The 26148-nt window shown below is 54.5% G+C and carries 22 protein-coding genes; 13 read left to right on the top strand and 9 right to left on the bottom strand.

Features of this window, described 5'->3' with window-relative positions:
- Window positions 1-43 precede the first annotated feature (43 nt).
- The 8 genes from SH528x_RS30660 (at window position 44) to SH528x_RS30695 (ending at window position 8817) form a co-directional block, all read left to right on the top strand.
- Window positions 44-3067 (top strand): hypothetical protein, encoded by a 3024-nt coding sequence (locus SH528x_RS30660; RefSeq protein ID WP_442507226.1) that lies wholly within the window; start codon window positions 44-46, stop codon window positions 3065-3067.
- A 109-nt stretch (window positions 3068-3176) separates the two neighbouring features.
- Window positions 3177-4208: a tetratricopeptide repeat protein gene (locus SH528x_RS30665; protein ID WP_442507227.1), complete on the top strand. Its 1032-nt coding sequence runs from the start codon at window positions 3177-3179 to the stop codon at window positions 4206-4208.
- 217 nt (window positions 4209-4425) lie between these two features.
- Window positions 4426-5322, top strand: a complete 897-nt coding sequence (locus SH528x_RS30670; protein WP_442507228.1) for a MotA/TolQ/ExbB proton channel family protein — start codon at window positions 4426-4428, stop codon at window positions 5320-5322.
- Window positions 5323-5760, top strand: coding sequence for an ExbD/TolR family protein (locus SH528x_RS30675; RefSeq protein WP_442507229.1), 438 nt, complete (start codon window positions 5323-5325; stop codon window positions 5758-5760).
- On the top strand, window positions 5757-6230 hold the full coding sequence (locus SH528x_RS30680) for an ExbD/TolR family protein (protein WP_442507230.1): 474 nt from the start codon (window positions 5757-5759) through the stop codon (window positions 6228-6230). The genes SH528x_RS30675 and SH528x_RS30680 overlap by 4 nt, the downstream gene beginning before the upstream one ends.
- A gap of 28 nt (window positions 6231-6258) precedes the next feature.
- A complete protein-coding gene (locus SH528x_RS30685; protein WP_442507231.1) occupies window positions 6259-6849 on the top strand; it encodes an anthranilate synthase component II in 591 nt (196 codons plus the stop codon).
- Window positions 6846-7472 (top strand): DUF447 domain-containing protein, encoded by a 627-nt coding sequence (locus SH528x_RS30690; RefSeq protein ID WP_442507232.1) that lies wholly within the window; start codon window positions 6846-6848, stop codon window positions 7470-7472. Before SH528x_RS30685 ends, SH528x_RS30690 begins: the two co-directional genes overlap by 4 nt.
- Window positions 7473-7872: 400 nt before the next feature.
- Window positions 7873-8817 carry a GHMP family kinase ATP-binding protein gene (locus SH528x_RS30695; protein ID WP_442507233.1) on the top strand — a complete coding sequence of 315 codons (945 nt, stop codon included), beginning with the start codon at window positions 7873-7875 and terminating at the stop codon, window positions 8815-8817.
- Between the two features lie 15 nt (window positions 8818-8832).
- On the opposite strand, the gene SH528x_RS30700 is transcribed toward SH528x_RS30695, so the two are convergent.
- Window positions 8833-9771 (bottom strand): hypothetical protein, encoded by a 939-nt coding sequence (locus tag SH528x_RS30700; protein WP_442507234.1) that lies wholly within the window; start codon window positions 9769-9771, stop codon window positions 8833-8835.
- Window positions 9772-9793: 22 nt separating this feature from the next.
- Window positions 9794-10366 (bottom strand): hypothetical protein, encoded by a 573-nt coding sequence (locus SH528x_RS30705; RefSeq protein WP_442507235.1) that lies wholly within the window; start codon window positions 10364-10366, stop codon window positions 9794-9796.
- A gap of 133 nt (window positions 10367-10499) precedes the next feature.
- Here SH528x_RS30705 and SH528x_RS30710 point away from each other — a divergent pair, with 133 nt between their 5' ends.
- The 4 genes from SH528x_RS30710 (at window position 10500) to SH528x_RS30725 (ending at window position 14676) form a co-directional block, all read left to right on the top strand.
- Window positions 10500-10976 (top strand): GNAT family N-acetyltransferase, encoded by a 477-nt coding sequence (locus SH528x_RS30710; protein ID WP_442507236.1) that lies wholly within the window; start codon window positions 10500-10502, stop codon window positions 10974-10976.
- 648 nt (window positions 10977-11624) lie between these two features.
- Window positions 11625-12041, top strand: coding sequence for a hypothetical protein (locus SH528x_RS30715; protein ID WP_442507237.1), 417 nt, complete (start codon window positions 11625-11627; stop codon window positions 12039-12041).
- Window positions 12042-12051: 10 nt separating this feature from the next.
- On the top strand, window positions 12052-13455 hold the full coding sequence (locus SH528x_RS30720; RefSeq protein ID WP_442507238.1) for a DEAD/DEAH box helicase family protein: 1404 nt from the start codon (window positions 12052-12054) through the stop codon (window positions 13453-13455).
- Window positions 13456-13464: 9 nt separating this feature from the next.
- The gene (locus tag SH528x_RS30725; protein WP_442507239.1) at window positions 13465-14676 is read left to right on the top strand and encodes a DUF790 family protein; all 1212 of its coding nucleotides are present in this window, start codon (window positions 13465-13467) and stop codon (window positions 14674-14676) included.
- A gap of 195 nt (window positions 14677-14871) precedes the next feature.
- On the opposite strand, the gene SH528x_RS30730 is transcribed toward SH528x_RS30725, so the two are convergent.
- The 7 genes from SH528x_RS30730 to SH528x_RS30760 form a co-directional block, all read right to left on the bottom strand.
- Window positions 14872-15087, bottom strand: a complete 216-nt coding sequence (locus SH528x_RS30730; RefSeq protein ID WP_442507240.1) for a hypothetical protein — start codon at window positions 15085-15087, stop codon at window positions 14872-14874.
- 39 nt (window positions 15088-15126) lie between these two features.
- On the bottom strand, window positions 15127-16011 hold the full coding sequence (locus SH528x_RS30735; RefSeq protein WP_442507241.1) for a hypothetical protein: 885 nt from the start codon (window positions 16009-16011) through the stop codon (window positions 15127-15129).
- Window positions 16012-16572: 561 nt separating this feature from the next.
- Window positions 16573-17997, bottom strand: coding sequence for a DUF1501 domain-containing protein (locus SH528x_RS30740; RefSeq protein WP_442507242.1), 1425 nt, complete (start codon window positions 17995-17997; stop codon window positions 16573-16575).
- Window positions 17998-18058: 61 nt separating this feature from the next.
- Entirely contained in the window at window positions 18059-21235 is a 3177-nt protein-coding gene (locus SH528x_RS30745; RefSeq protein ID WP_442507243.1) for a PSD1 and planctomycete cytochrome C domain-containing protein, read from the bottom strand.
- 455 nt (window positions 21236-21690) lie between these two features.
- Window positions 21691-22263 carry an RNA polymerase sigma factor gene (locus SH528x_RS30750; RefSeq protein ID WP_442507244.1) on the bottom strand — a complete coding sequence of 191 codons (573 nt, stop codon included), beginning with the start codon at window positions 22261-22263 and terminating at the stop codon, window positions 21691-21693.
- Window positions 22264-22622: 359 nt separating this feature from the next.
- On the bottom strand, window positions 22623-23714 hold the full coding sequence (locus SH528x_RS30755) for a protein arginine kinase (RefSeq protein WP_442507245.1): 1092 nt from the start codon (window positions 23712-23714) through the stop codon (window positions 22623-22625).
- The gene (locus tag SH528x_RS30760) at window positions 23711-24268 is read right to left on the bottom strand and encodes a UvrB/UvrC motif-containing protein (RefSeq protein ID WP_339937543.1); all 558 of its coding nucleotides are present in this window, start codon (window positions 24266-24268) and stop codon (window positions 23711-23713) included. The genes SH528x_RS30755 and SH528x_RS30760 overlap by 4 nt, the downstream gene beginning before the upstream one ends.
- Before the next feature lie 234 nt (window positions 24269-24502).
- Between SH528x_RS30760 and trpE the strand changes: the two genes are divergently transcribed.
- Complete coding sequence (gene trpE / locus SH528x_RS30765) at window positions 24503-26023, top strand: anthranilate synthase component I (RefSeq protein WP_442507246.1); 1521 nt, start codon at window positions 24503-24505, stop codon at window positions 26021-26023.
- The last annotated feature ends 125 nt before the right edge of the window (window positions 26024-26148 follow it).

Genomic DNA, 26148 nt, shown 5'->3' on the forward strand with positions numbered 1-26148 from the left:
CTTGGTCGCCATGCTCGTTTCCTATTCGCAGAATTGCCCATCCTTGAATGCATTTTGCCCCCGAGTCTTTCGTTTGACGATCCGAGCCACTCGTTTGACGGTTTGTGCCATTGCACTATCGCTCTGGATGGCGGGCTCATTTTGCTCGGTTGCGTTTGCTGAGGGAGAACCGGCCGAAGATTTTCTCAAACGACTTCGTGCAGCGGGTTACTACGACACCGCACTGGCATATCTCGACCGATTAGATCAATACCCCGGCGTCGACGGATCGCTGAAGGATGCTGTCTCGCTGGAAAAGGCGCAGACCTATATCGAGGCTGGTGTGAACGCTCGTAGCGCGACCGAGCGAGACGAATTCTTTGTCAAAGCGGAAGCATCGATCGCCGACTTTCTGAAAAAAGATTCTCATCCGCGAGCGCCCGAAGCGAGACTCCAACTCGGCAAACTGCAATTAGTGCGTGCCAACACGCTGATGATGAATCCCGATGATGCGAAGAAAAAATCTGCCCGGGACTCGTATCTGAGTGCCGCGAAGACCTTTGACACGATCGTCGAAAACTTGCGCACTAAACTAAAGGAGATGCAAGGCGAAAAGATCAAAGCGGATGAGAACCCCAAATTGGCAGAACAGCGGACGCAGTATCGTGCCGATTTTCTCGAAGCCAAGCTCAATGCCGGAGACGCTCGCCGTTTAGCCGCGACCACCTACGCAGATCCGGCCAAGGAAGGAAAAAAACTGCTCGACGAAGCAATCACTCAATTCAAAGATTTGGCCGACAACTACAGCGGGTATGTGACCGGGGCAATTGCCATTTTACATCTCGGGCAAACCCAACAACTGCTCGGGCAAAGCGATGCAGCATTGGACAGTTTTCTAAAGTTTCTCGAGCAACCCGATGCCGACCCACTACGTGAAGGTCGGTATGAAGCGACCAGCGCACTAGCGCAACTCTGGCTGGCAAAAACGCCGCCCGAGTACGCGCCCTCGATTGAACGAGGTCAGGGACTGCTGGACACGATTCGACCCAATGAAAAGCGATTGCCTGCTGCACTGCAACTGAAGCTTGATGTTGCCAAAGCTTATCTCGCCAAATCCAAAGACACCAAGAACCAAAAGAAAACCGATCTTAAACGTGCCGAGTCGGCCGGTCGCCAACTACTGATCGAAATCGAAAAATTTCCTGGCCAACATGCCGAGGAATCAACAAAGTTGTTGGCTGAAATGGGAGTCGATTTAGCCCCAGCGGAACTGCCCAAAGCGGATGATCCACAGAATCTCGAAGAAGCGTTTGCGGCATCGCGAGAATTGTTCCAGCTGAGCGAAGACCTTCGCCAAGCCCTCGATTTATTGAAGCAGCAAAAAAAGAACGATGAGGAACACAAAAAGCAAGTCGAGAGTCTCGAGAAACAACTGTATGACACACGCTACTTGGCGACTGAAACGCTGCGGCGTGGCGCCACGATGGTCAATGCCGGCACCGATCTGGCAACCCTGAATCAAGCGAAACATTTCTATGCGGTGCTGCTGTATCAAGTCGATCGTTACCGCGATGCAGCCGTGGTGGGTGATAATCTAGCACGAACCGCACCCGGAACCGATGTCGGTTTGAAGGGCGGATTGGTTGCGCTTAGCGCATTGCAAAAACTTCTTGTCGAAGTTCCTCAGGACGAGAACACCAACTTGATCGCCCAGCTGAAATCGATTGGCGATTTTCTCACCACCACATGGCCCGATGATCCACAAGCCGCAGCGGCCCAAGGCATCATGATTCGATTGGCGCTTCAGAAAGACCAATGGGATCAGGCGCAGTCGCTGGTTTCGAAAATGCCTCTCGGCCCCGAACGCTCAAGTTTCGAGCGGTTGATGGGGCAATTGCTTTGGAACCAATCGATCGTTGCTAGACAAGAAAAGAACGACCAACTTGCGGACAAACTACTCAACGACGCCGAAAAAGAACTGATCAAAGGATTGGCGGGGATCAAAGGCGGTTTGATTGAAATCGAAGGACTGCGAGCCGCATTGGTGTTGGCCAAGGTCTACTTGCGTAAAGGTGACGATGCCAAAGCGCTGGCGACACTTGATCACAAAACTTACGGTCCGGTAAAGCTAGTCAGCAAGATTCCGGCCAATGACGACGCATTGCGAGGCGATCTGTTTGCCACTGAATTGACTACGATTGTCCAGCGGATGACTAGCGATGGGACTGATCCAACCGCACTATTAAAACGGGCCACCGCGGTGATGGACAATCTGCGTGCCGCCTTCAAAGGCGAAGACGGCCAAAAACGTTTGCAATTCATCTACATCGGCATGGCACGCAGTCTGAAAGATGAATTGGAAACGGCGCCCGCTGCGAAAAAAGACAAGTTGATCGATGCGTTTCGCGTCTTTTTGACTCAGATCGCCGAAACCACCAAAGATCCCGCGACGTTGCAGTGGATTGTGCAAACTCTGGTTCAATTGGGCGAAGCTGCGATGCCCGATGCCGATGCCAAAGCCACCGGGCGCGCGAAAGAACTGCTGGAAACTGCGATCAAAACTTACGAGCGACTCAAGGCCCAAAACCCTGACGTGCCGCTATCGGCTCAGTTCCAACTCGCCCACGCTTACCGCTTGGTCGGTCAATATAAAGATTCACTTGATGTGCTTGAACAGATCCTGCTGGCCAAACCGACCATGCTCGACGCTCAAGTCGAAGCGGCCACGGCGTACGAGAAATGGGCTGGCGAGCTGCCTGATAAATATGCTCCGCGTGCATATGAAACCGCACTCAATGGCGGTCGTCCCGGTCCTGACAAACAGAAAACCATCTGGGGATGGGGCAAGATCAGCACGCTAACCAATGGGAACGAACAATTCAAAGAAATCTTCTTTGATGCTCGCTATCACATCGCGCTGTCGCGCTTCCTGTGGGGGCGACGCGCCAAAGACACCTCGATCATGAAACGAGCGATCACTGACATCACCCAAGTCAAAGGGATTTATCCCGAAATGGGTGGTCCCGCACAAAGTGCCAAGTTTGATGCACTGCTTCGCCAAATCGAAAAAGAGGTGGCGAACCGGTGATGAAGACTCCGTCCGATGCCGACCGCCGCGCTACAGCGACACATTTAAAAACCTTTTCAAAACCAAACTCATCTCAACAAACTCACTTCAACGAACTGATCGAGTGAAAATGAAATACTTTAACGCCGCACTGATGTCCGCCGTCTGGATGGGTTTGGTGCTAGTGGGAAATACGGTCCAGGCACAAAATGACCGGATCTACCCAAGCACCGGTTCTCCTGTGATTGGTTCGGTTGATGAAACCAGCCCCCAAGGGATCCAAGTCAAAGTCGGGGGCAACACTCAGAACTTTGTCGCCGGTGAAGTCGAAAAAATCTTGTTCGCGGGTGACACTCCTGCGTTAACCAAAGGACGCGAGTTTGCGTTGGATGGGCAATACGACCAAGCGTTGCAAGAGTTAAAAACGGTCAATATCGGCGAATTGCCACGTGACGTCATCAAAGCGGACGCCATGTTTTACACCGCCTATTCGATGAGCCAATTAGCGATCGCGGGCAAAGGAAACAAGCAGACGGCTAAACAGGCCATGCTCGCGTTTGCATCAAAGCATCGCGACTCGTGGCACTTTTACGAAGCCGCCAAAATGCTCGGCGATCTCGCCTTGGCGTTGGACGACAAAGAGGGCGCCCTAAAATTCTACAGCTCCCTTAGACAAGCGCCCACGATGAACGCCAAGATCGAGCATGTCTACCTCACCGGGATGGTGCACTTGAAAAGTGATGATGCCGATGCAGCGATCGCCGAGTTCGATAAAGTGCTTGGCTTGAAAGTCGATTCGGTAGAAGCTGCCCGCTTGCAATCGCTCTCCAAAGCAGGAAAAGCCGCCGCACTGGCCTCGAAAAAACAACCCGATGAAGGGCTAAAGTTGGTCTCGACGCTGATCAGCGAAATGAACCCGACCGATGTCGAAATGGCCGCTCGAATCTACAACGCTCAGGGGGCCATCTACGAAGCCAAAGGAGACACCGAAGGGGCGATCATGGCTTATCTGCACACGCACTTGATGTTCTCGGGCCAAAGTGACGCACACGCTGTGGCACTTTCGAAACTCGTCGAGCTTTGGCCCAAGGTCGGAAAACCCGAACGTGGCGCCGAAGCACGTCAAGAATTGCAACAACGTTATCCCGGTTTCGGAAAATAATAAGAAAGCCATTTCGCGTTGCGTCGTTGCAAATCGACCTTCGTGCCTGTTTTATCAACCGATTCGAGTCGCTTGGAGGGTGCGAGGGTACTTTTCCCCGACTATCCTGTTCAAATGCTAGAATTCTCTCAGTCGCCGGTTTCCGGGCCGCCAGAGAGCACGTTCACCAAAATACAATCTAAACGTTCCCGCTACTTATCTTCAGAGAGTCTCGTTGATGTTTGCTGCCTGCGGTTCCCTCCTGCATCCTGCCCGTCTCAGTACGCCCAGCTTGCACACGTTTCGTTCTGTGGGTCTAGCGATCTTCGCATCGCTATTCCTTGTTGCCAATGTCTCAGCTCAAGATGACGCTGCGGCGGAATTTGGTGAAGCCGAACCGGCCGCTGCCGCACCTGCGGATGTGCCGGCCGATGGTCCCGCCGATGCAGGGGCAAACAATGCGGGTGCGGAACCCACCACGAAGAAATCAAGCGACCAGAACCTGCTCGCTTGGACTATTGATTCGCTTGGATTGACCTATTCGTTTGTGTTTTTGGTCCTTTCCATCACGCTCGTTTCACTGTTTGTGATGAATGTATTGGCCGCTCGCCGCGACACCCTCTGTCCTCATGAATTGGTCGAAGGTTTCGAAGAGAAACTAAACGAGAAACAATTCCAAGAAGCCTACGACATGGCCAAGGCGGATGAGTCAGTGCTCGGGCAAGTCCTTTCCGCCGGCCTGGCTCGTTTGTCACGCGGCTACAACAAGGCACTCGAAGGGATGCAAGAAGTCGGTGAAGAAGAAAGCATGAAACTCGAGCATCGGCTGAGCTACATGGCTTTGATTGGTAACCTCAGCCCGATGATCGGATTGTTCGGTACGGTTCACGGGATGATTGAATCGTTCCAAGTGATCGCACTTGGTGGCGCATCGCCTAAACCAGCGGACTTGGCAGCCGGTATTTCGACGGCACTTTTCACAACGTTGATTGGTCTGGCCATCGCGATTCCCGCGATCGCCGCCTACAACATTTTGCGTAACCGGGTCTCACGCATGCTGCTGGAAATCGGCGTGACGAGCGAGAATTTGATGAGCCGTTTTGAGGACGTCCAACCTCAAGGGGCCAAAACCTAAATGCGAGTCAAATCAAAAAAACCTGACTTAGCCGAAGGCGATTTGACGCCGATGATCGACATGACGTTTCAGTTGATCGCCTTCTTTATGGTGTTGATCAATTTTGCGCAAACCGAAGCGAATGATCGTGTCGTGTTGCCGAATAGCCAGTTGGTGAAACCACCCGAGGTCGCGCTCGAATTTCCGATCATTCTGCATGTGGCGATGGACGGTGAAATTGTGCTTGGCGGTGACGACTATACCGTGGAAACGCTACGAGTTGGATTGCTACGCGAACTGACCGTGATTGAATCCGAAGGCAAGACTGCTGACGATGCGAACGTCGTCATCCGTGCTCACAAAGACACCGCCGCCGGCGACGTGCAAGAAGTGATCCGTGTGGCGCAGGAACAAAGCCTCGTGAACTTTGCATTGCGAGTGAAGGAAGACAACCGATGAAAATTCGCAACCAACATGAAAACGAGAAAAACGAACTCAACATGACCAGCATGATTGACATCGTCTTTCTATTGCTGGTGTTCTTCGTGATGACATTTAAAGTCGTGGAAATGGAAGGCGACTTCAGCGTGCGGATGCCGCTGGGGGATAGTCAAGGTGCCGCCGACCCGACGGATCTCGGTCTAAAATTGCGTCTGCGAGCCGATTCAGAAGGTCGATTGGCTTCGATGGCACTGAACGATTCGGATCTGGGCACCGATTACGACACACTACGAGCCCGCATTGTTTCCCAAATCGGCTCGGCCACTCCGACCGAAGACGACGAGGGGCCTGAACTTGAAATCGATACCGATTACAACTTACGCTACGAAAATGTCATCAAAGCCATCACTGCGGTAAGCGGCTACAAAGATGGCAACGAAATTGTCAAACTGATCGAAAAGATTAAGTTTGCAAAGCCGCGGCGTTAGCGGTCGTATTCTTGAGAAACGGTATCGCATGATTTTATTGCTGGACAACTACGACTCTTTTGTCCACAACTTGGCGCGGTATTTTCGCCAACTCGGCTGCGACACACGCGTGATCCGCAGCGACGAGATTGATGCGTCGGGCTGCTTGGCTCTGGCTCCCGAAGCCATCGTGATCTCGCCTGGCCCTAAGAGTCCAACCGAAGCCGGCTGCTCGGTCCCGGTGATCCGCGAACTGTCATCACAAATCCCGATGCTAGGCGTATGTCTGGGGCATCAATCGATCGGCGTTGCCTTTGGCGGCATCGTGTTGCGATGTGGTCCCGAACATGGCATTCAGTCTTCGATCATGCACAACAGGCAAGGCATTTTCGAGCACATTTCATCACCGATGCCCGTCGGGCGATACCACTCGTTGGCAATCGATCCTGATCATCTGCCCGACGATCTGGAGGTGACCGCGCGCAGCGATGATGGGGTGATCATGGGAATCCAGCACCGCAAATGGCCTGTCTTTGGAGTCCAGTTTCATCCTGAGTCGATCCTGACCGACGATGGCAGCCGTCTGCTCAAAAACTTTGTGACGATTGCCGCAAAACGACGACGGGAACTGGCGCTGTGATTTTGGAATCGATCGTCACGTCGACGAGTTCCGATGGACAAATCAACATCGCTCCGATGGGACCGATCGTATCGGATTCGTTGGTTCATGCGGATGCCGAAGGCGAAACGATCCTGTTGCGTCCCTTCAACTCATCCCGCACGTATCAAAATTTGATGCAAACGCGGCGAGCCGTCGTCCACGTAACTGATAACGTCGACCTGTTTGCGCGAGCCGCAGTGGGATCACTCGGTGATCAAGCTACCCTGCGGCAGTGGGTACGCCCGATCGAAGAAGCATCACACGAAGAGACGCAGTACTGGAGATTGCGAGATTGCCATCGCTGGTTTGCCATCGAGGTGGAATCGATCGAAGACCATGATCCCCGTGCCGAAATGACTTGCCGCGTGGTCAAATCAGGCGTCGTCCGCCCTTTCTTTGGATTCAATCGGGCGAAATATGCCGTGATCGAGGCCGCGATCCTGGCGACACGAACGCACATTCTTGCCAAAGAGGAAGTCGAAGCGGCCCTTCGCCACCTGCAAGTTTTGGTCGACAAGACCGGCGGTGCCGCCGAGGACGCCGCATTTGAATTTCTCAAGCAAGCGATTTCACAGCGATACGCAGACGTCGATCCCACCTGAACCGCCCTAATTCGCCTGTCCCATTTTTTCGTTTTTCCCGTATTTGTGGGCCGACGGCGCGAGCGGGCTGTCGGTTTAATCGAAATGTAAATGGTATTAGTGAGCCGTGGGCCGTGAGGCACCGGGTAATGCGTGGAACCCGGCCGCTCACGCGTCACGGCTCACTAAATCAACAGCCCGCTAGCTGTGGGCATTATTTTGCCAACGTTTTACTGAGCCGCGGCCCGACACTAGCGCGTTCGGCTCACAAAATGGGACAGTCGAACTAACGGCGGACTAAGAAAACGTATTGTTACTAACGCTTTAAAGTGAGCCCCGTTTTGTTCCCCAAACTAAGCGTCGGTGAGTCATCATTTTCCCCGGCTTGGAAGGCCTATGGGGGTGCTGGTATCGTTAGCACATGGCAACCAATCAGGTACACGTGACCACCGGCTCACGACTTCATTTCGGTTTATTGGACACGGCGAAACCCTTTGGGGGTGTCGGTGTGATGATTGATGATCCGATCACCGAAGTGAGAGCACGACGTGCCGATACATTTGCAGGACCGACGATTGCCGCCGATCGGGTACTGGGGATTGCTGAGCGCTATCGCCAACACTTTCATCTCGAGACATTGCCGAACTGCCAGATCGAGGTTGTCCGCCGCCCGTCTGCACACACGGGACTGGGAACAGGAACTCAGCTAGCGATGGCGGTGGCCGAAGCGATCAGCCGACTGCTCAATCCGAGTCTTTCGGACGAGACAATCGCTTTTCGTATTGCTGACCGCGGACGTCGATCGGCAGTCGGAATCCATGGCTATCTGCGCGGAGGACTCATCTACGAAGACTCTGACAGTGCATCCGAACTGAATCCAATCCAACAACGACTCGACGTTCCGAAACAGTGGTGCGTTGCCATCCTCAGGCCCACACAAGAAACATCGACGATCAGCGGTGACGAAGAGTTAAACCAATTTGCAAAGCTGCCAGCAACCACGCCTAGGCAGCGTGCTCACTTTCGAGATCTGATCACGAAGCGGCTGTTGCCAGCAATCGAAAATGCCGACTTCGATGCGTTCAGTGAAGCGGTTCACCACTACAACCGTGACAGTGGACTGTTGTTCGAATCCGTACAGAACGGTCCCTATAATGGCCCCGCAGTATCGTCGCTTGTTTCCTTTTTGAGAAACAGTGGCATCAAGGGAGTAGGCCAAAGCAGTTGGGGACCGTCAGTTTTTGCTTGGTTTCCGACGCGTGAACAAGCGAACGAATTCGTATCGAACGAGATCGACGAATCCAAAGTCCACGTGTTGCTGACCCATGCCAAAAACAAGCCGAGGCAAATCGAGTCGCAGTCATAGCGATTCGATAACCAATTACCTCATCGTTCCTCGCAGCGGCATCGCCATGCGAAGATCCGCGGTGTACTGAGTTGATTCGGGTGGTGCGACTGCAGTGGCAGACAACGTGGTCAGATCGACTTTCTGAGATGCGTTTTGCGGCATCGTGAATAGCTGGGGGTCCCCGCTTAGCAGTTGATTCACGGCGTACGAACCAATCGTAATTTTCATCCCCAAAGGCGGCCCCATCGCGGGCGTCAGATTCAGTTCGACTTGATGCGGCAATGCACATTGATGCTCGGCATAGTAGCGATGATTGGTCGCAGTACTTTGAGCAATCAAGCGATTGTCGGGGGAATACAAGAACTGGTTTGTCACATAGCCAGCGGAGGGTTCGATCAAGTAGACGCGTTGATACAACCCATCAGGCATTTGGATGACGCTGCGAATTTCCAGCTTGCCATCGTCACGTTTGACGGGACCATTGACGACGGTTGCGGGATCCAACTGAACCAATCCCAACGCGTCCATGATCCATGTTGGATCGACGGGTAAAATTGCCCGTTGGAGCTGCTGGCGGTACTTATCATGTTCGGCGTAATAGAGCGTTTTGGACATTCCTTCAGGAACTTCGAACCAAAACACCTCGTCATTGCTGCCCATATCCATCCCTGCCCCAAGTACGATCGGCAAACTGGCGCGTAAGCGAAAGCGACGCTCCCGCTGCAGACTCAGTGTGGCACTGAGCTTGGGAATATTGGGCATCGTCAACACTTCCACCGACGCGGTGTTGGTCGACAATTGTTGAATCGAACTGGTTCGGTTCATGACCGCAGCCAACTCGTCCAAGCTAGGTATCTCACTGAAGGCAACCGGAGGCGGCGGGAACGGCATCGGGGCCTCGCGACGGGCGCAAGTTGCTCCACCGGAGACAAAACAGATCATCAACGTTCCGATCCACAGCCATGTTCGCATCCTTGCTTTTCTCCTGGGACCGTTATTCGGTTGAGGGTTCGTCGTCAGCGTTAACCACATCGGCTTCGCAATAGAGCAAATCGTTTAGCTCGTCACGAATCGAGTCGGATTCGGCACGGTTGATCTCACAGGGCATGACATCGACTGTCGAGTGATCGGCAAGCACTTCCAATCGCATCGCCCCCTCTTCGAGCGAGTCATCGGCTGTGCCTTCCCAAGGACGCACCAGACGTTTGCGCATCAACATGATCGCAAGCAAGTAACGTGTTTTTGCTTTGTCGGGAAAGTTTCCCATTTGACGTAGTAGATCGATCAAGACCTCCGGTGGCGCCAGCACAAGCTTCTTTTCCGAAGCGGTGGGCATCCGGTTTTTCCACCACCCGATTGCTTCCTCAGGAGGTCCTTTCCAACTTTCGGCAGAAAAGTCGCGGCGAACGTAATCGTCGCCCGATTCCATCACGACCGAGTAGTACCACTCGCCTTCGCGCAACGGACGGTGCAGCGAATGGCAATTGCGGGTACAGCGGCCGACGTGGTATTCGCCTAACATAGGAGCCAAGAAACAGAAGGAATTCGAGTAAAGGGGTTCGCGCATTGGAACCGTAGCACAATTCCATCCTAACTTGAAAGACAGAATGTCGAGCCGGTTTTGACAGCAAAAATCGCCGCAAATAGATCAAATCCCAGCATCGCTGGTTTGCTAGCATGGTGTTTTGGCTGAGGAGCGAATGCAACCTTCGATCACGATCCGCATGACGACTGCCGAGGATGCCGAAGCGGTGGCAACCGTGTTCCACGCTGCATTCGCTCCTTTGCGAACAATCTATCGCCCCAACTCCCAAACCGTCACCAGCCGGTCCCTTCGTCAGAAGGACGAAACACGACTCGTCGCTGAGTTGGATCAGCAGGTCGTTGCCACGGTTCAATTCGACAGCCACGAAGGTTACTTGCATGTGATTGGTCTGGCTGTTCACCCCCACTTTCAACAAAGGGGCATCGCCCGTCGCCTGTTAGATTGGATCGAATTGCATGTATTATCCACCGCTCGCACTACCATCGTTCTGGAAACAATTAAGGAAACCGGAAATGTTCTAGTCTTTGAGAAGCTGGGTTTTCTAATCATCCGCGAGGGAGTTACGAACCGTTTCGAGAGCGACATCTATCCGGAACTGCACGAGGTTAAGATGAAGCGGACAATTTTATAACCAATCGAGAAAGTCCTGCGTGAATTAGTATCAGTGTCGAATCATTCATCAAGACATTTCAGTTTTCGGGTTCGGGGGGACAACCTACCGAAGTTGATGTCGACACTCCTTCATCCCGCCGCACCCACACGATCTATTTGATATGATGACTTCTTTGGAACAAACCGGAATGAAGTCGCTGCTTGGTTGATGGCAATACTACTTCAGATCCTCCTAGCGCTTCGTCTAGTCTAAAACTTAGGGTTTTTAATGTAGTGGAGCTTGCTAAAGCTCCCTTTTTCTTGGGTGTGGGAGGATTTTTAGCACGATCCACTACCCCAAAATCAAATACTGACAAAGCACTAGGGACACTGCGTTGGTGAAGCTCGTAAACGTGACGCCTCAAGCGGAATAAAAACCTCCTCAAATATGATGAGCGGTTATGATTGGCCCTTATGGCGAGATTCGCTGGACCGACGACCTTGAGCTCTGCGCCGACGCACTTTACTTACAGATCACTGGAAAGTCTGTCGAAGATTTATTCCCAAACCTAAACGTGGCAACCGGCACGTGACATGGAACCGCTGAATCACATTGATCCGCTTTCATAAACACGTCCTTCTCGCCGCGAGAAAATCCGCCCCACTGCAATTTGCGAGGTAAGCCCCCATGCTCGAAGCCGAACCTGTTCAACAGTCTTTGCTGCACTGGATGCTTGTCTCACTTGGGCCAGCGTACCTCGTGCTGTTGCCTTTGACAGCATTTTTGAGCTTCCTTGTCGCGTTGATGATTGTGTTTCGCGGCAAAGGGGCCATGGCGGCTGCGGCACTCGTCCTGGTGGTTCACATCCCTTTTTTGATCGGTCTGTTCGCAGCTTTCCAGGGTGCAATCTCTGCGTTTACCGTGATCGCAATGAGCAGTTCGACGCCAAAACCTGCTGAAATTGCAGGGGGTTTTTCCACCGCACTGGTTGCTCCATTTATTAGCTTGCTATTGATGGTCCCCTCTTACTTAACCGCCGTCATCGGCGCGGTCGTTCGATCTCTCGTGCAATCACCGTCGTCTGCTTCAGACGCCAACACATGATCTTTCAATCATGAACACACTCGCTCCCGTTTCAGCGCCGACGCGGCTTGCGTTTCAAGAGGGGACGTTAACGCTTTCAGGCGTTGAAAAGCGGTTGGTCGAGCGATTGTGGGACCAACCGTTGTGGATGCATGACGCTCGCAGTGGCTGCTGGCGGACCGACGCGATGCATTACGGCGATGTGGTGGAGTGTTTACAAAACCGACTGGCGACAACATGGTCCGATGACGTCGCACGCTGGACGCCGATTCGCTTTGCCGCGGCAAAGCTGCACTCGTTGCGACCAGACCAGGACGAGGCACTCGACGCCTGGATGGAAACTCGCCGCGGTGTCGTGGTGATGCCCACGGGGACGGGCAAGACCGAAGTGGCACTGCATGCGATGTGCCGCCTCAGCACAAGCGTATTGGTCGTTTCCCCGGTGCGTGATTTGATGTACCAGTGGCATGATCGGATTCGCAATGCGACCGGAATCGACGCCGGGATCATTGGCGACGGCGTGCATCGCGTCAGCCCCGTCTCGGTGACCACGTACGACAGTGCGACAATCCACATGCCACGATTGGGCAACCAATTCGAATTCATCATCTTTGACGAATGCCATCACTTGCCGGGGCCGATGCGTCAGGACGCCGCCCGTATGTCAGCGGCACCGTTTCGGCTCGGCTTGACCGCGACCCCCGAGCGACGTGACGGGGGACACGAACTACTCGATGAGATCATCGGTCCGCGGGTTTACACGCAAGCGATCAAGGCCGCCCGAGGCAAAACGCTTGCGAATTACGACATCGTGCGGATGGCCGTGCACTTATCCCATGATGAACGAACTCGCTATGAATCGCTGGGCAATACGGTTCGCGAATTTGTTGCCGAGCGGCGAAAAGACGACTCTTGCTACGATTGGCCAGCGTTGTGCAGCGAAAGCGGTCATGACCCTGCCGCCCGTGCGGCGATGGTTGCCTTTCACGCCAAACGTTCCATCGAAGACCGAGCAGAAGAAAAACTGCGAGTCATCGAAGACCTGTTTCGACTTCACGCCGGCGAACCGGTGATCGTCTTCTGTGGTTCCAACGCGATGGCTCGCGACGTATCGCTACGTTTCTTGATCCCATGTCTACTGAGTCATTGTCGCAAACGCGAGCGACAAGAAATTTTGACTGGATTAAAAGAAGGGCGTTACCCCGCGTTGGTTGTCAACCGAGTGTTGGACGAGGGAGTCGATTTACCAGAGGTCAACGTCGCGATCGTTGTCGGTGGCGGCAGCAGTACACGCCAAGCGTTGCAACGACTTGGACGCGTGGTACGCAAAAACCGCTTTGGCCGCGCATGTTTCTACGAGATCGTGACCGCCGGGACGCGTGACGAAGTGCGGTCTCGTTCGCGTCGGCGTGACGACGCATTTCGCAAGCACTGACAGCCTTAGATGTTGACCAAAGAACAAGCTCTGCTGGAGTACGATTTTTCGCGTCTGACGGTCGTCCCCGATCGGTTGACTCGCTCGACTCACGGGCATTACCCGCGGCTCGCCGACGAAATGCTGAAGATCTATCGCGAAAATATTGGTGAAGTACGCAAGCATCTGCATGACCGCGTCCGACGTTCGCTGCAGGGTGTCACGGATTGTCCAGCAAAACGGATCGCCGCGTTTTGCAAATTGCTGGATGACGCGAGCGAGTTCCATCAGGACAAATCCGCTGCGTCAGCCAAACTCAGGCAACGCGTGTTTTCGTTGGCGGCAACCAAACATCCGCTGGTGCAAACACGTGACCAATTGTTTGACCATGACGAAGCGAACACGAAAGCGGAAATTGCAGCAGAACTTGGCAAAAGTTGGGCGGAGATCGAAGCCAGTCTGTTTGCCGATGTGATCGAGTTCCATCGACTTCGAAAACCACCCGAGAATCTCGATGCGGCAGGTTTACTGTCGCGTTACAACGTCGCGCAAACTCAGACAGCGTTGTACGGAGCATTGTCGATGACGGTTTGGGCGGACGACGATTTCAAGATGATCTTGCGTTACGCCAAACTGGCGCGATTGATGCACTCGATCACCCGGCAAGGCGATCGTTACGTGTTTCAGTTGAACGGACCTGCGTCGCTGCTACGTCAAACTCGTCGCTACGGCGTCGCGTTCGCTCGGTTCTTGCCGGGATTGTTAGCAGCACGTGATTGGCGGATGCAAGCGACGGTGCTCGGACCCGCGAAACGGCGATTTGCGCTGCGGCTGAGCAGCACGGATGGACTGCGAAGCGAAGTACAACCAAGCGATTTCGACAGCCAGTTGGAAGAAACGTTTTGGCGTCAATGGAACAAACTGCAAGCAGAGAATCAAACTGACGGCTGGCGGCTCCGGCGTGAGGGCACGGTGCTGCACCAAGGCCAAACCGTGTTCACCCCCGACTTCTCGCTGAGGCACCCCGAGCATGGCGAAGTGCTGTTGGAAGTGATCGGATTTTGGACGCCGGAATATTTAAGCGAGAAAGTGATCCGGCTGAAACAGTTTCAACACGCTGCGAGGATCGTGCTGGCGATCAGCGAAAGTGTTGACCAATCGATTCCCGATTTAGGAATGCCGCGAGTCACCTTCAAAACGACGCTGAAAGTGAAGGAAGTGCTGCAGGTTTTGTCCGGTTGAACCGCTTCGACGCTGTCACTCATTGATAGGGATCGAAGACACGGATCGATTCATTGGCATCGATAAGGGTCGATTTGCCAAAGCCAGTGAAGTTGCGGTCTTCGATAAATCTGAGGTGCCAGGAGTCATTGTCTGTATTTGACTCTTGCCACCTTTGTTTTGCCCCGGTTCTTCAGACAATTCGGCCTGCACTTGCTATGGCTGTGAACTTCTGAGCAAGTCCGCCACGGGAAAACCCTCGTTGGTAACGGCAAACACCTCGCGTTTGTCACCTCGATCTTCGATCAGCATCAAATTCTCGAGTTCAGCGATCACGACTTCCCATTGCGTATCGGATCGGGAATCGCCTTCATCCGAATAGTTTCGACCGTTGGCCTGCACAACCAAGCCACCGAGGTGTCGAATACCCATCAGTCGTCCCGCCGGATCAGTTGCTGCGGCGACAAGTGGTTACTTCGCCTCGTCAGTCATTTCCGGACCAGGTGTTGGGGGTGGTGGAGCGGTCGCCGTCGTTGGCGTTGTTTCAGACAGAAAGTGCCGGATTATTGTTTGCGTTAGCTGTCGGGAAAACTTGTCGCGAAACTCTGCCAAGGACTCGTACGACTCGACTAATCCCTTTGCATAGCACTCCTGCTTGAACTCCTTGAGCGCTGAATACTGGGCTTCGTCTACGCTGTCTGGACGAACGGGGGTCGAGGAGAAGTAGATCATTGCTGGCTTGCCAGCGTTAAGATGTTCTTCGATTTCTTCAACGGTTCCGCTAGCGGCGACACCAGTCGGGCTACCGATTCGAGTCCAAAAAACGGCAACCAAGAGATCGCAATTCATCAGCACCTCCTTGTTGATGATCGCTTGCGGACGGTCTCCCATTGAGGGTGCCGAGTGGGTTTCCCAGCCTACGGGCATCAGGACGAGGGCACGGTCCTCAGAATGGATGCAGTTCCACTCATAAATAACATCACGCGCGGTTTGACGTTCAGCAGCGACATCGCCTGGCGATGCGATCATCACCTTAAGGACGTCAGCACTATATCCGCCACTCGCTCTGCTACTCAATCTGCTACTTCTAACACTTTCCTCACCCAGCCAAAACTCTTCGTCTTCATCTGCGGCAAACGTCACAGCGCGAGTGTATGTCGGTGTGGAAATCGCCCACTTTCCGAGCGGATCCCCCGTCAACACTAGCACGTAGTAGACCAAGCTGTGAGTGCCTTCCGTCTCTTTGAGCGAAACTTTCGTCGCGGTCCCAGTAGCAGCAGCATTCCGTTTTGATACGACCACATCATCGATGACTAATCCTGGGTAATCTCTTAGTTCGATTGTCTTAGTTGCCATTTTCTTGATTTCGCGTCGGTGTCAGTGGTCTGATTATTTTGTTGCTATCTACGTAACTTTTTGCATCCAACCCCGGCTTACTGTGACCGAGGAACTGCCACACTCGGCCGCTAGCGAAGCTGAAGCTCCTAACGCCCACTTAGCAACCGACATATCGCGATTGAACCGCCAGTCAAACACTTTTTAAATCTGGATTAGGCATCATTCAAATCGCCTGCGACCAAGTCGATCAATTCGCGTGGAGATACAGTGTGCATCAGATTTCTATCGATGGCCTAACTTGCGATTCTGCGGTGGGTGAGGGTGAGAAACAAGCCAACTTGGGGCGTTCTCGCCCTGAACTCAGGCTTGTTCTCACGGCATGCACCTCTATAGAGCAGCAAACGGGCTGCTATTCTCACCCGCTACAGGGCTAGCGTCAAGGTTGTACTCACCTCTCACTACATACTCGGGTGGAATGCTTCGACACAGGCAGATTCTCTACGGAGAAATCGAAGGTCTCAGGAGTCATTGTTCGTATTTGAATCCTGACACTTTTGTTTTATCAGGGCGTTCGGCGACTCACGTCGCGAAGGCTTCTCGGATCACTTCACCGCCAAGGACAGTGGGGATTTCTTCGCGATTATTGTGCAGGTAGATGAGCTTGTGTTGATCGAGTCCCAGGCCGTGCAGCATCGTGGCATGCAAGTCGTGCGGCGAGAGCGGACGCTCGACGGGCACAAAGCCCAGTTCGTCCGTGGCCCCGATCACTTGCCCGCCCTTGATTCCGCCTCCTGCGAGCCACATTGTGTAGCCAGCAGGTGAATGATCACGGCCGCGTTTGTCACCCGTCTGATTGCCTTCGGTCGTTGGCGTTCGCCCAAACTCCCCACCCCAAACGACCAACGTTTGCTCCAACAGGTTGCGTTGTTTCAGATCTTGCAACAGACCGGCGATGGGAAGATCTGTCGCGCGGCAGCGGCTGATATGATTGCTCTTCAGTGAACCGTGCGCATCCCAGCCCCCGTTTCGCAATTGAATGAAGCGGACACCTTGTTCCACCAGTCGTCGCGCCAACAAACAATGCCGTCCAAACACCTCGCTGGCTTTCTGGTCGATTCCATACATTTTTTGAGTCGCTTCGGTTTCTCTAGACAGATCCAGGATTTCCGGTGCGTTCAGCTGCATCCGAAAGCCCAGTTCATAAGATTCGATGCGGGCCTCGAGTTCTGAGTTCTCGTTTTGCCGCTTGAGATGCTGCTGGTTCATCAAGCGAATGAAGTCGAGCTGCTCTCGACGATCGGCCACGGAATACAAATTGGGTAATTCCGAGTACGGCACGCCGCGCTGATCGTCCAATTGCGTGCCTTGGAACCGAGCCGGCAAAAACCCACTTCCCCAGCCCGGGCGCTGCGGTGCCGGTCCGCTCGAGTTGGACGACAAGACAATGAAGCCTGGTAGGTCACGGGCTTCGCTGCCCAATCCGTATGTCACCCAGCCGCCTAAACTGGGCCGTTCTCCGAGCGACGACCCGGTCAAGGTGAAATTCTCCGCAGGCCCATGGACCGGAATCCGGTGATTCAGCGACCGAATCACGCACAGGTCATCGACATGTAGAGCGGTGTGGGGAAGCAAATCGGAGACCTCGATCCCACTTTCGCCATACTTTTTAAACCCAAACGGCGAGGCCATCAATTTCGACCCCACGCCCGAGCGAGGAATGTTGGGCACGTTCGCCCCAATACTGTCCGGCACATATTTGCCTTCCATCGCCGACAGTCGAGGCTTGGGGTCGAAGGTGTCCATGTGGCCTGGACCGCCCGACATGAACAAGAAGATGACGTTCTTGACTGTGGGCGGAAAATGCGGCTGCTGGGAAATACTGTCGCCGTGGTTAACGGCCGCTGCCCCGTCCTGAAGCAGGGCATTCAAAGCGATCGATCCCAGGCCGATGCCCGCTGATCCGAGGAAGGTTCGTCGATCTTGGCTAACGGGGTTCACAATCATTGGGTGGGCTGAGGTGCGTGGGAGGCGGGCGGGTTGCGGACGAAGTTCAAACGACATTCGGTCAGGGGATATAGATGAATTCGTTCAAGTTCATCATCGAGTGACAGAAGCGAATCAGTTCGGGAACGGGCCCGTCCGAAGTCGCTGCACCGTTCTGAGGGTCGCGGGTTTCCTGAGGGTCGCGGGGTTGCAATGCCGCTGTGGCAAATCCAACTTCCTCGGATGTCGGTGCGCGACCAAGCGTCCGTTGGAAAACAGCGTGGATCAAAGCTTGGGTATCGTCACCGGCCTGGGCGGTCGCGATCCGCGCCAACTGCTCGGCTCGCTTGACCACAAACGGACTGTTCAGCAGGTACAGCGGTTGCAACGCAACCGTCGACACCTCGCGACGTGAACAACTGCGAACGCCGTCGGGGGCATCAAACATCGTCATCACGTCAGGCATTTGGCTACGTCGCTGAGACAGGTAGATCGTCCGCCGCAACGTTTGTTCCTCACGTTCCGGGGCCACGCTTGGTCCACCGACATGCCGATTTAAATCCTCCGTCGCAACGAGAATGGAATCACGAATTACCTCGGCTTCCATGCGCCGCTGAGGCCAACGCCACAAAGTCTTGTTCTCGGGATCCAAATCGTAATTGGTTGCGTCTAAAACACTCGACTGGCGATACGTCGCGGAGGTCACGATCAAGCGATGAATATGTTTTGTACTCCAACCATTGTCGATCAATTCCGAGGCTAACCAGTCCAACAGCAACGGATGAGTAGGCGCGGCGCCATGAGTCCCAAAATTGCTGGCCGTGTCGACCAAACCGCGACCGAAGTGCGCTTGCCACAGGCGATTCACCCAGACGCGGGCGACGAGCGGATTCTGGGGACTGGCCAACCAATCGGCGAGCGTTTGCCTTGGCGTTGGTGAAAGCTGCGAAGGGGTCTCGCCGAGCACCGCGGGCCAAGCCGGCTGGACTCGCAATCCCGGGCTTCGCACGTCGCCGCGGATCAGCACCCGTGTAACATTGCCAGCCAGGAAATCGGGCGAGTAGGGCAGGGGAGAACGATTCACGACTGGCAAATGTCGCACTTCTTTGTTACCCGTCTCAGGCGAATAAAAGCCCCAAGTGTGTGCAGGGTAGTCGGCAGGATCCACCTTCCGTTTCTTGGCCTCGGACAGATAGAAACGATACGAATCGTTGGTGAACCAGTTTTGGATTTCATCCGCCAGAAACGTCTGTGCATTCTGCAGTTGGTAATTCCCCAGTTGGCCGTTGGAGAAAAACGCCATCAGCGCGTAGTAGTCACGCTGCATCAGCGGTTCGAATTTGTGGTTGTGACATTGCGCGCACTCCATCGTCAGCCCCAGCACCGCGCTGGACGTATTGTCGACAATGTCCATCAACACCTCCATCCGCTGCAGCGGCTTGTCCATTTGATTACCGCTGATCCGCGCGGCCCCCAAAAACCCGGTCGCGATCAAGGCCTCGTCGGAGTAGGGCTGCAGTTCGTCGCCGGCGATTTGTTCACGCAGAAATTGGGCGTAGGGTTTGTCGTGGTTGAAGGCGTCGATCACGTAGTCGCGATAACGCCATGCAAAGGGACGAGGGATGTCATGCTGATACCCCTGACTTTCGCCCCACCGCGCCAGGTCGAGCCAGTAACGTCCCATCCGCTCGCCATAGTGCGGCGACTGCAGTACTCGGTCGACCAATCTCTCATAGGCGTCCGCCGAAGTGTCGCTCACAAACGCATCCGTCTGAGCGAGCGTGGGCGGCAATCCCAACAGATCCAGGTACAGTCGTCGAACCAACGTGCGACGTTCCGCCGCTCTCACTGGTGTTACACCGGCTGTTTTCTGGCGTGCGGATATAAAAGCATCGATCGGGTGTCGCGAACCGACAACGTCCGCGTTTGCTGGACTCGCGATCGCGGCGGGCCATTCCGGACGCTCGATTGGCGCGAACGCCCAATGATCGGACTTGATCTTTGGCGTTGGAAGCAGTTCGTCGTCCCAGCTGAGTCCCTGATCGATCCAGGCTCGAATTTTCGCGATTTCGATTTCCGACAGCGGTTCCTCCTCGGGAGGCATGCGATCGGAATCGGATTTCGTCGTCAACACTTCCAATAAATGGCTGTTGCGGCTTTCGCCGGGGACGGCAAAAACCTGCCCGGTACTGAAACCGAGCAATTCATTTCGCACGTCCAGCCGATGCCCGGAATCAGGGTATTCGCCTGAGTGGCAATCGAAACAACGCTCCCTCAGGATCGGATAAATGTCGGTGGTGAACTCGATGGGCTGGTCCCAGGTGACAGCAGGTTTCGACGCGGTGACGGGATGCAATGCTGGATCGTCTGACGAACTTAGGAATGAAAACGCATCTTGCCAGGAGCGTGACAGGACCAAGTCGTCCACACGGATCTGATCCTCGCGTTCCGTTTTGACGCCCGTTGAAAAACCGACCCAGCGAAATTGGTGGATGCCATCCTGTTTGCTCAACGACAGCAGCGGCTGATCGGCGTCGACAGCTTGCGGATCGATCCACAACTGAATCTGACTGTAAGCGTTGCGAGCGCCGGTTGACTGCTTGGCGATCCTGGCGATCACGTGATACATCTTACCAGGCACCAATTCCGTGCGACTCCAAGCGGTTTGCTTCGAGCCAAATCGCACCATGAACACATTCTTTCCGCGACTAGGCCCCCGGTCCGCCATATGGATGCCGATATTAGGAATGCCTGTGCTATGGACGGCTTGATCGCTGCCTTCGGTGCGATCGAGCCAAAGCACAAAAAATTCGGGATCGCTGGCTGCTGGGGCTTCGGAGGGCCCGTCAGTGTCCGGCGGTTCGTACAGAAATCGAAACCCGACGAACAATTCATCTTCGGCGAAGGTTTGGCTCAGTTCACGACGCAACGGATTGTTTCGATCGTTCGTTCCGCCAATCATCACATTGGGTGACGATGCATCGGAGGGGGACATGCGATCGTCGAAGTCGGCAAATCTTGGCGGCCGCAACTGCGATAACTGCCATGGCCTAGCAAATCCGGAATGCGGATCATCAGCGAGTTGGCGACCGAAATCATGTTGCGGAAAGAATCGGTCCGCAGCCAATCTTGCCTCTTCTGCGTTTACATCGGAGCCGCCAATCGTCAGCCCAAGCAATCCGGCGGCGAGCAGCAGACCCAGACATCTTGGCATTGCCCTTGACGATCGCAAACGCGACTGAATTCGATAGAAACGCATGATCGAGTTGCCTCGGAGGGACGTTGCTGGCAGTGGGGAAACCGCAGCGGCGAGCAGAATAACAACGGCGAGCGTGCACCCACAAACCACCCACCAAGGGTACCAGTTTATCGTGTAGCTCGGTGCCTTGCCGCATCCGAATCTCGCCGATCAGAATTCGAATCGGTCCTCAGCCGGCGCTGAAGAAACGAGTCGACGAGCCGCCGGGGCCGATCTTGACGTTAACGCGTTTCGCGCACCGCGGACAATGTCCGACGTAGGCAGTGCACTCGGAATTCTGGTAAATCCGGCCGTAGATTTGACAGCAAAGAAACGTGATCCCCAGAAAAGGGCGATATCGATAGCCGGAAGCTTCCTTTTGCGAAGAATCGGCGGTACGCCTCAAATCACCGGGGTTGCTTGAAGCGTCAAACTGGGGTGTCGACATCGGATGGGAAAGAAGTGAAGGAAAGAAATCACTCAGAACTAGACTCTTCGGCACGGTGCAAGACTTCCAAGGCGAGCTTTAATTGGTGTCTCGCTCGACTCAACCGACTTCGCACTGTCCCGATCGAGATCTCCAGGATCTCTGCGATCGTTTCATAAGATCGCTCCTCCATCTCTCGCAAGACCAGAATCGAGCGATGCTCGTCGGTCAATCGTTCCATCGCGGTGCGGACCATGGCGATCCGTTCCCGCTGGAGCATCGGTTCATCGACTCCACAGGATTGATCGACGACTTCGAGCCCATTTTTCTCGCGAAATTGGTCCAACGAGATGCGAGCTCGCTTTTTTCGCCGACGCGAAAGAGCACTGTTGAAAGCGATGCGGTACAGCCAGGTAAAAAATTGGCTGTTTCGCTGAAACGTATCGAGCTTCACAAAAGCTCGGATAAACGCTTCTTGGACGACTTCTTCGGCTTCGTCGGGCGAACCGGTGACCTGCAGCATGGACGCGAACAAGCGATCCTGGTTGACCTCTACCAACCGGGTAAACGCAGCACGATCGCCCTGGAGTGCTCGGTCAATCAGTTCAGGCTCTTCGCCCACGCCGCCAACTTTCGTGAAAATCGAGGTTTACTCTGCGCCGCGTCCCTCCCGCTGCTCTGCGGAGCTAAATGGAAGGACGATGGCACTATCTGCACCCTAGTTTATCATCCTGAACCAAAATAATATGCCAAACCGTGCGATTTCGTCAGCAAGAAGGGACCGAGTGCCCGCGTAACCCCTCTCAATTAAGCCTTTGAGGCGAGCCAAACGAACTCTGAGCCGATCGGCCCCAAAAATAGAAATAGAGACAGCCCCCCATTTCTACGGTTCTCATGAACCACGGCGAAGGAACGGGAAGGAAATAGATCCTGTTCTGATCCGCAGGCCCGCGTTTTGATCGCGGAGCGATCAACGACTTTCTAATTCAATTCGCCTTCGCCCTGGCTGCCGCCCGTCAAATGGCGTTGCAGGTAAGTGGCACGCTGAACGTTCCGATCGGACGAGCCGAGCACGCGGCCATGCAATTTCTGCAAATGAGCCGGCTGGGTATGGATGAACAGTTTATTGATCGTGGCGACTTCGACATCGCTGATCAAGCCAAGATTCACTCCCATTCGCACCTTGGAAAGGTAGTGCATCGTTTCTTCGCTGCTGATCTTTTTCGCCGTACTCAGGATGCCCATCGCCCGACTGACGTCGTCATGCAGGTCTTGCTGGTTTTGTTCGATCAAAAACGCACGTGCTTTTCGTTCGTATTGGATGATCTGAGGCACCACCTCGTCGCCGACGAGGGCCAGCAGCGACTTTTCGCTGTGACCGAGCGTGACTTGGTTGCTGACCTGATAAAAATCGCCCGAATATTGTGATCCTTCGCCGTACAGTCCGCGGACGGTGACGTTGATCCGCTGCATACTGCGAAAGACTTTTTCGATCTGCCGCGTGATCACCAGGGCGGGCAAATGCAGCATCACGCTGACGCGAAGCCCCGTCCCCACATTGGTGGGACAGGCGGTCAAATACCCGTACTTTTCGTGAAACGCATACAGAATCGAGCCCTCGAGCTTGTCATCCAACGCATCGATTCGGGCCCAGGCGGCTTGCAAATCCAATCCGCTCTGCATCACTTGGATTCGCAGATGATCCTCTTCATTGATCATCACGCTGTACTGCTCGCCTGGATCGACGGCGACCGCTCGCGAACCATCGGCATCAGCGATCTCGCGGCTGATCAGTTGGCGTTCGACCAAGAATTGACGATCGATCTCCGATAGCTCTTCGATATCGATGTAGCGAATGTCTTTCCAGTCCTCCATCGCCTCCATCCGGGCACGCACGGTCCGTTCGATGCTGTCACGATCTTCGTCACTACAGCGACGAATGAAGGGAAAGTCGGCGAGATTTCGAGCCAAGCGAATTCGGCTGCTGATCACGATGTCGGATTCAGGCCCGGTACCGCGCAGCCACTCTCCGGAACTTTTCGCGAGGTTAGTAAAGTCAGTTTCTTGATTCACGACTGATTCTCACCTTCACTCGAACTTGCATCGTCGTCATCCGACGCGGGGATGCTGAGTTCGCGTTCCATTCGTTTTAGTTCGTCTCGGATTTCGGAAGCACGCTCGTAATCTTCGAGCTCGACCGCCTCTTCCATCTCACGCCGCAGCTGGATCATTTCCGCTTGCGAATCGGCTGACGCTGCTAGGCGTCTCGGCCGCTTGCCGACGTGCTCGACCGCGTCGTGGATATTCCTCAGCAGGGGGACCAAGTCGGACTCAAAAAAGCTGTAATCGTAGGGACATCCGAGCCGCCCGGTGTTACGGAACTCGAAAAAACTGATGCCACACACCGGACACTCTTTTTGGTCCAATTCGGCCAATTCTTTTTTGGATTGTCCTAGCTGCAGCTGCTTCGCGAGCGCGTTGGTGACCGAGGCCACGGGACTGTCGGATTCTTTTTGCAAAAAGCCGCGAGCGTGTTCCTCACAAAGATGCATAATTTTGGGACCTGACGGTTCCGTCAACTCAGTGATGTGGAACGTGGCGGGCTTTTCGCAATACTGGCATTTCATCGTGTCATTCCTAGCTGCCGTGACTGCCGCTAAAGTGTGTGTTTTCCTAAGTATTGGACGCCAAAGGGATTCTATCGCCGCCCCCATCGGTGTCAACGTAACGACTTTGACGCGTCGATGTCGCGAACAGAACCTGTTTGCCGTTTCCTTTGTCATAGACTGCCGCAAAGCCGACCACTGCGTCGAAGCCCAATCTACTAGAGCCCGATTCCTTTTCAGAGCCCGTCGACCTCGATGTTAACACCCGAATCTGCCGACTTCGACCAACTCTCGATCCACCATGACTTTGTTCCGGTGTATCGGCGTTTACTCAGCGACTCGTTAACCCCAGTGACCGCGTTTCGGCTTTTGGACGACGGCGGCCCCGCTTGTCTGTTTGAAAGTGTGATCGGCGGCGAGAAAGTCGGCCGCTACAGTTTCCTGGCGGCGAACCCGATCAAGCGATTTGTCGCACGCGGCAACCAGGTCACGATTTCGGATCTCGGCAGCAGCGTTGACGGGAGCGGGGGCAAGACGGAAGAACTCGAATCAGCCGATCCGCTGGAAACCTTTCGCTCGCACGTGAAATACAAGGTCGCTGAGGTCGCGGGGCTGCCCCCATTCGTGGGCGGGGCGATCGGATACGCCGGCTACGATGTCGTCCGCTACGTCGAAAATCTTCCCAACGCGCCGTTGGATGACCGCCAATTGCCTGACCTCGATTTTGCTTTCTACCACACGTTGTGTGTGTTTGATCACGTTGCCAAGACGATCACGGTGGTCTCACTAGCCGATTGCCGCGGTGTCACCAATGCCGCGGAATCTCAACAAGCTTTCAGCAAGGCGTCTCAACAGATCGACAAAACGATTGCCAAGCTTTCGCAACCGACCGCTCATACCCCCGAAGAATTCACGACTGAGAAGCCTTCGCCACCGCTGAACATCGAGTCCAACTTTACTCGCGAATCGTTCTGCAAAGCGGTGCTCGATTGTGTGGAATACATTCGCGCGGGCGATATTTTCCAGGTCGTCCCGAGCCAAAGGCTCAGCGTCAAAACGGACGTCGATCCGTTCGAGATTTATCGCTCGCTGCGAGTGGTCAATCCCAGCCCGTTCATGTTCTTTGTCCGTACGTCAGATTGCATGCTGGTTGGGTGTTCGCCCGAGATCATGTGCCGAGTCGCCGACAATGTCGTCACCGTCCGCCCGTTGGCGGGAACTCGACCTCGCGGCAAAACAGAAAAAGAGGACAAGGCTCTCGAGAAAGAACTGCTCGCTGATCCCAAAGAGATTGCCGAGCACGTGATGCTGGTCGACCTGGGACGTAACGATGTCGGCCGCGTGGCCCAGTTTGGCACCGTGGAATTGACCGAAGTGATGGTCGTCGAGCGTTATTCGCACGTGATGCACATCAGTAGCGAAGTGCAAGGCAAGCTGCGTGAAGGGCTCGATGCCTTTGACGCATTGAAGGCGTGTTTGCCAGCGGGCACGGTTTCCGGTGCACCGAAAGTTCGCGCGATGGAAGTAATTGATTCGATTGAACCTCACCGCCGTGGCCCCTACGGCGGCGCGGTCGGTTACGTCGATTACCGAGGCAACATGGATACATGTATCGCACTGCGGACAATGGTCGCCAAAGACGGCGTCGTCTACGTGCAAGCAGGCTGCGGCGTGGTCGCCGACAGCGATCCGGATTCGGAATACGACGAAACGATGAACAAGGCGCGAGCCTTGATCTCGGCGATCGAAACCACCGTGGCTCGCGTCTCTTCTTAGTCGCTCGCGTTTAACGCAAATAGACCGTAGTGGACGAGGCAACGAGTCCTGGGATTGACCCCATGTGCGGGACTCGTAGCCTCGTCCACTACCGTAAGCTGCGGGACTCGTGGCCTCGCCCACTA

The organism is Novipirellula methanifontis, from assembly GCF_052161655.1.
Taxonomy (GTDB): domain Bacteria; phylum Planctomycetota; class Planctomycetia; order Pirellulales; family Pirellulaceae; genus Novipirellula.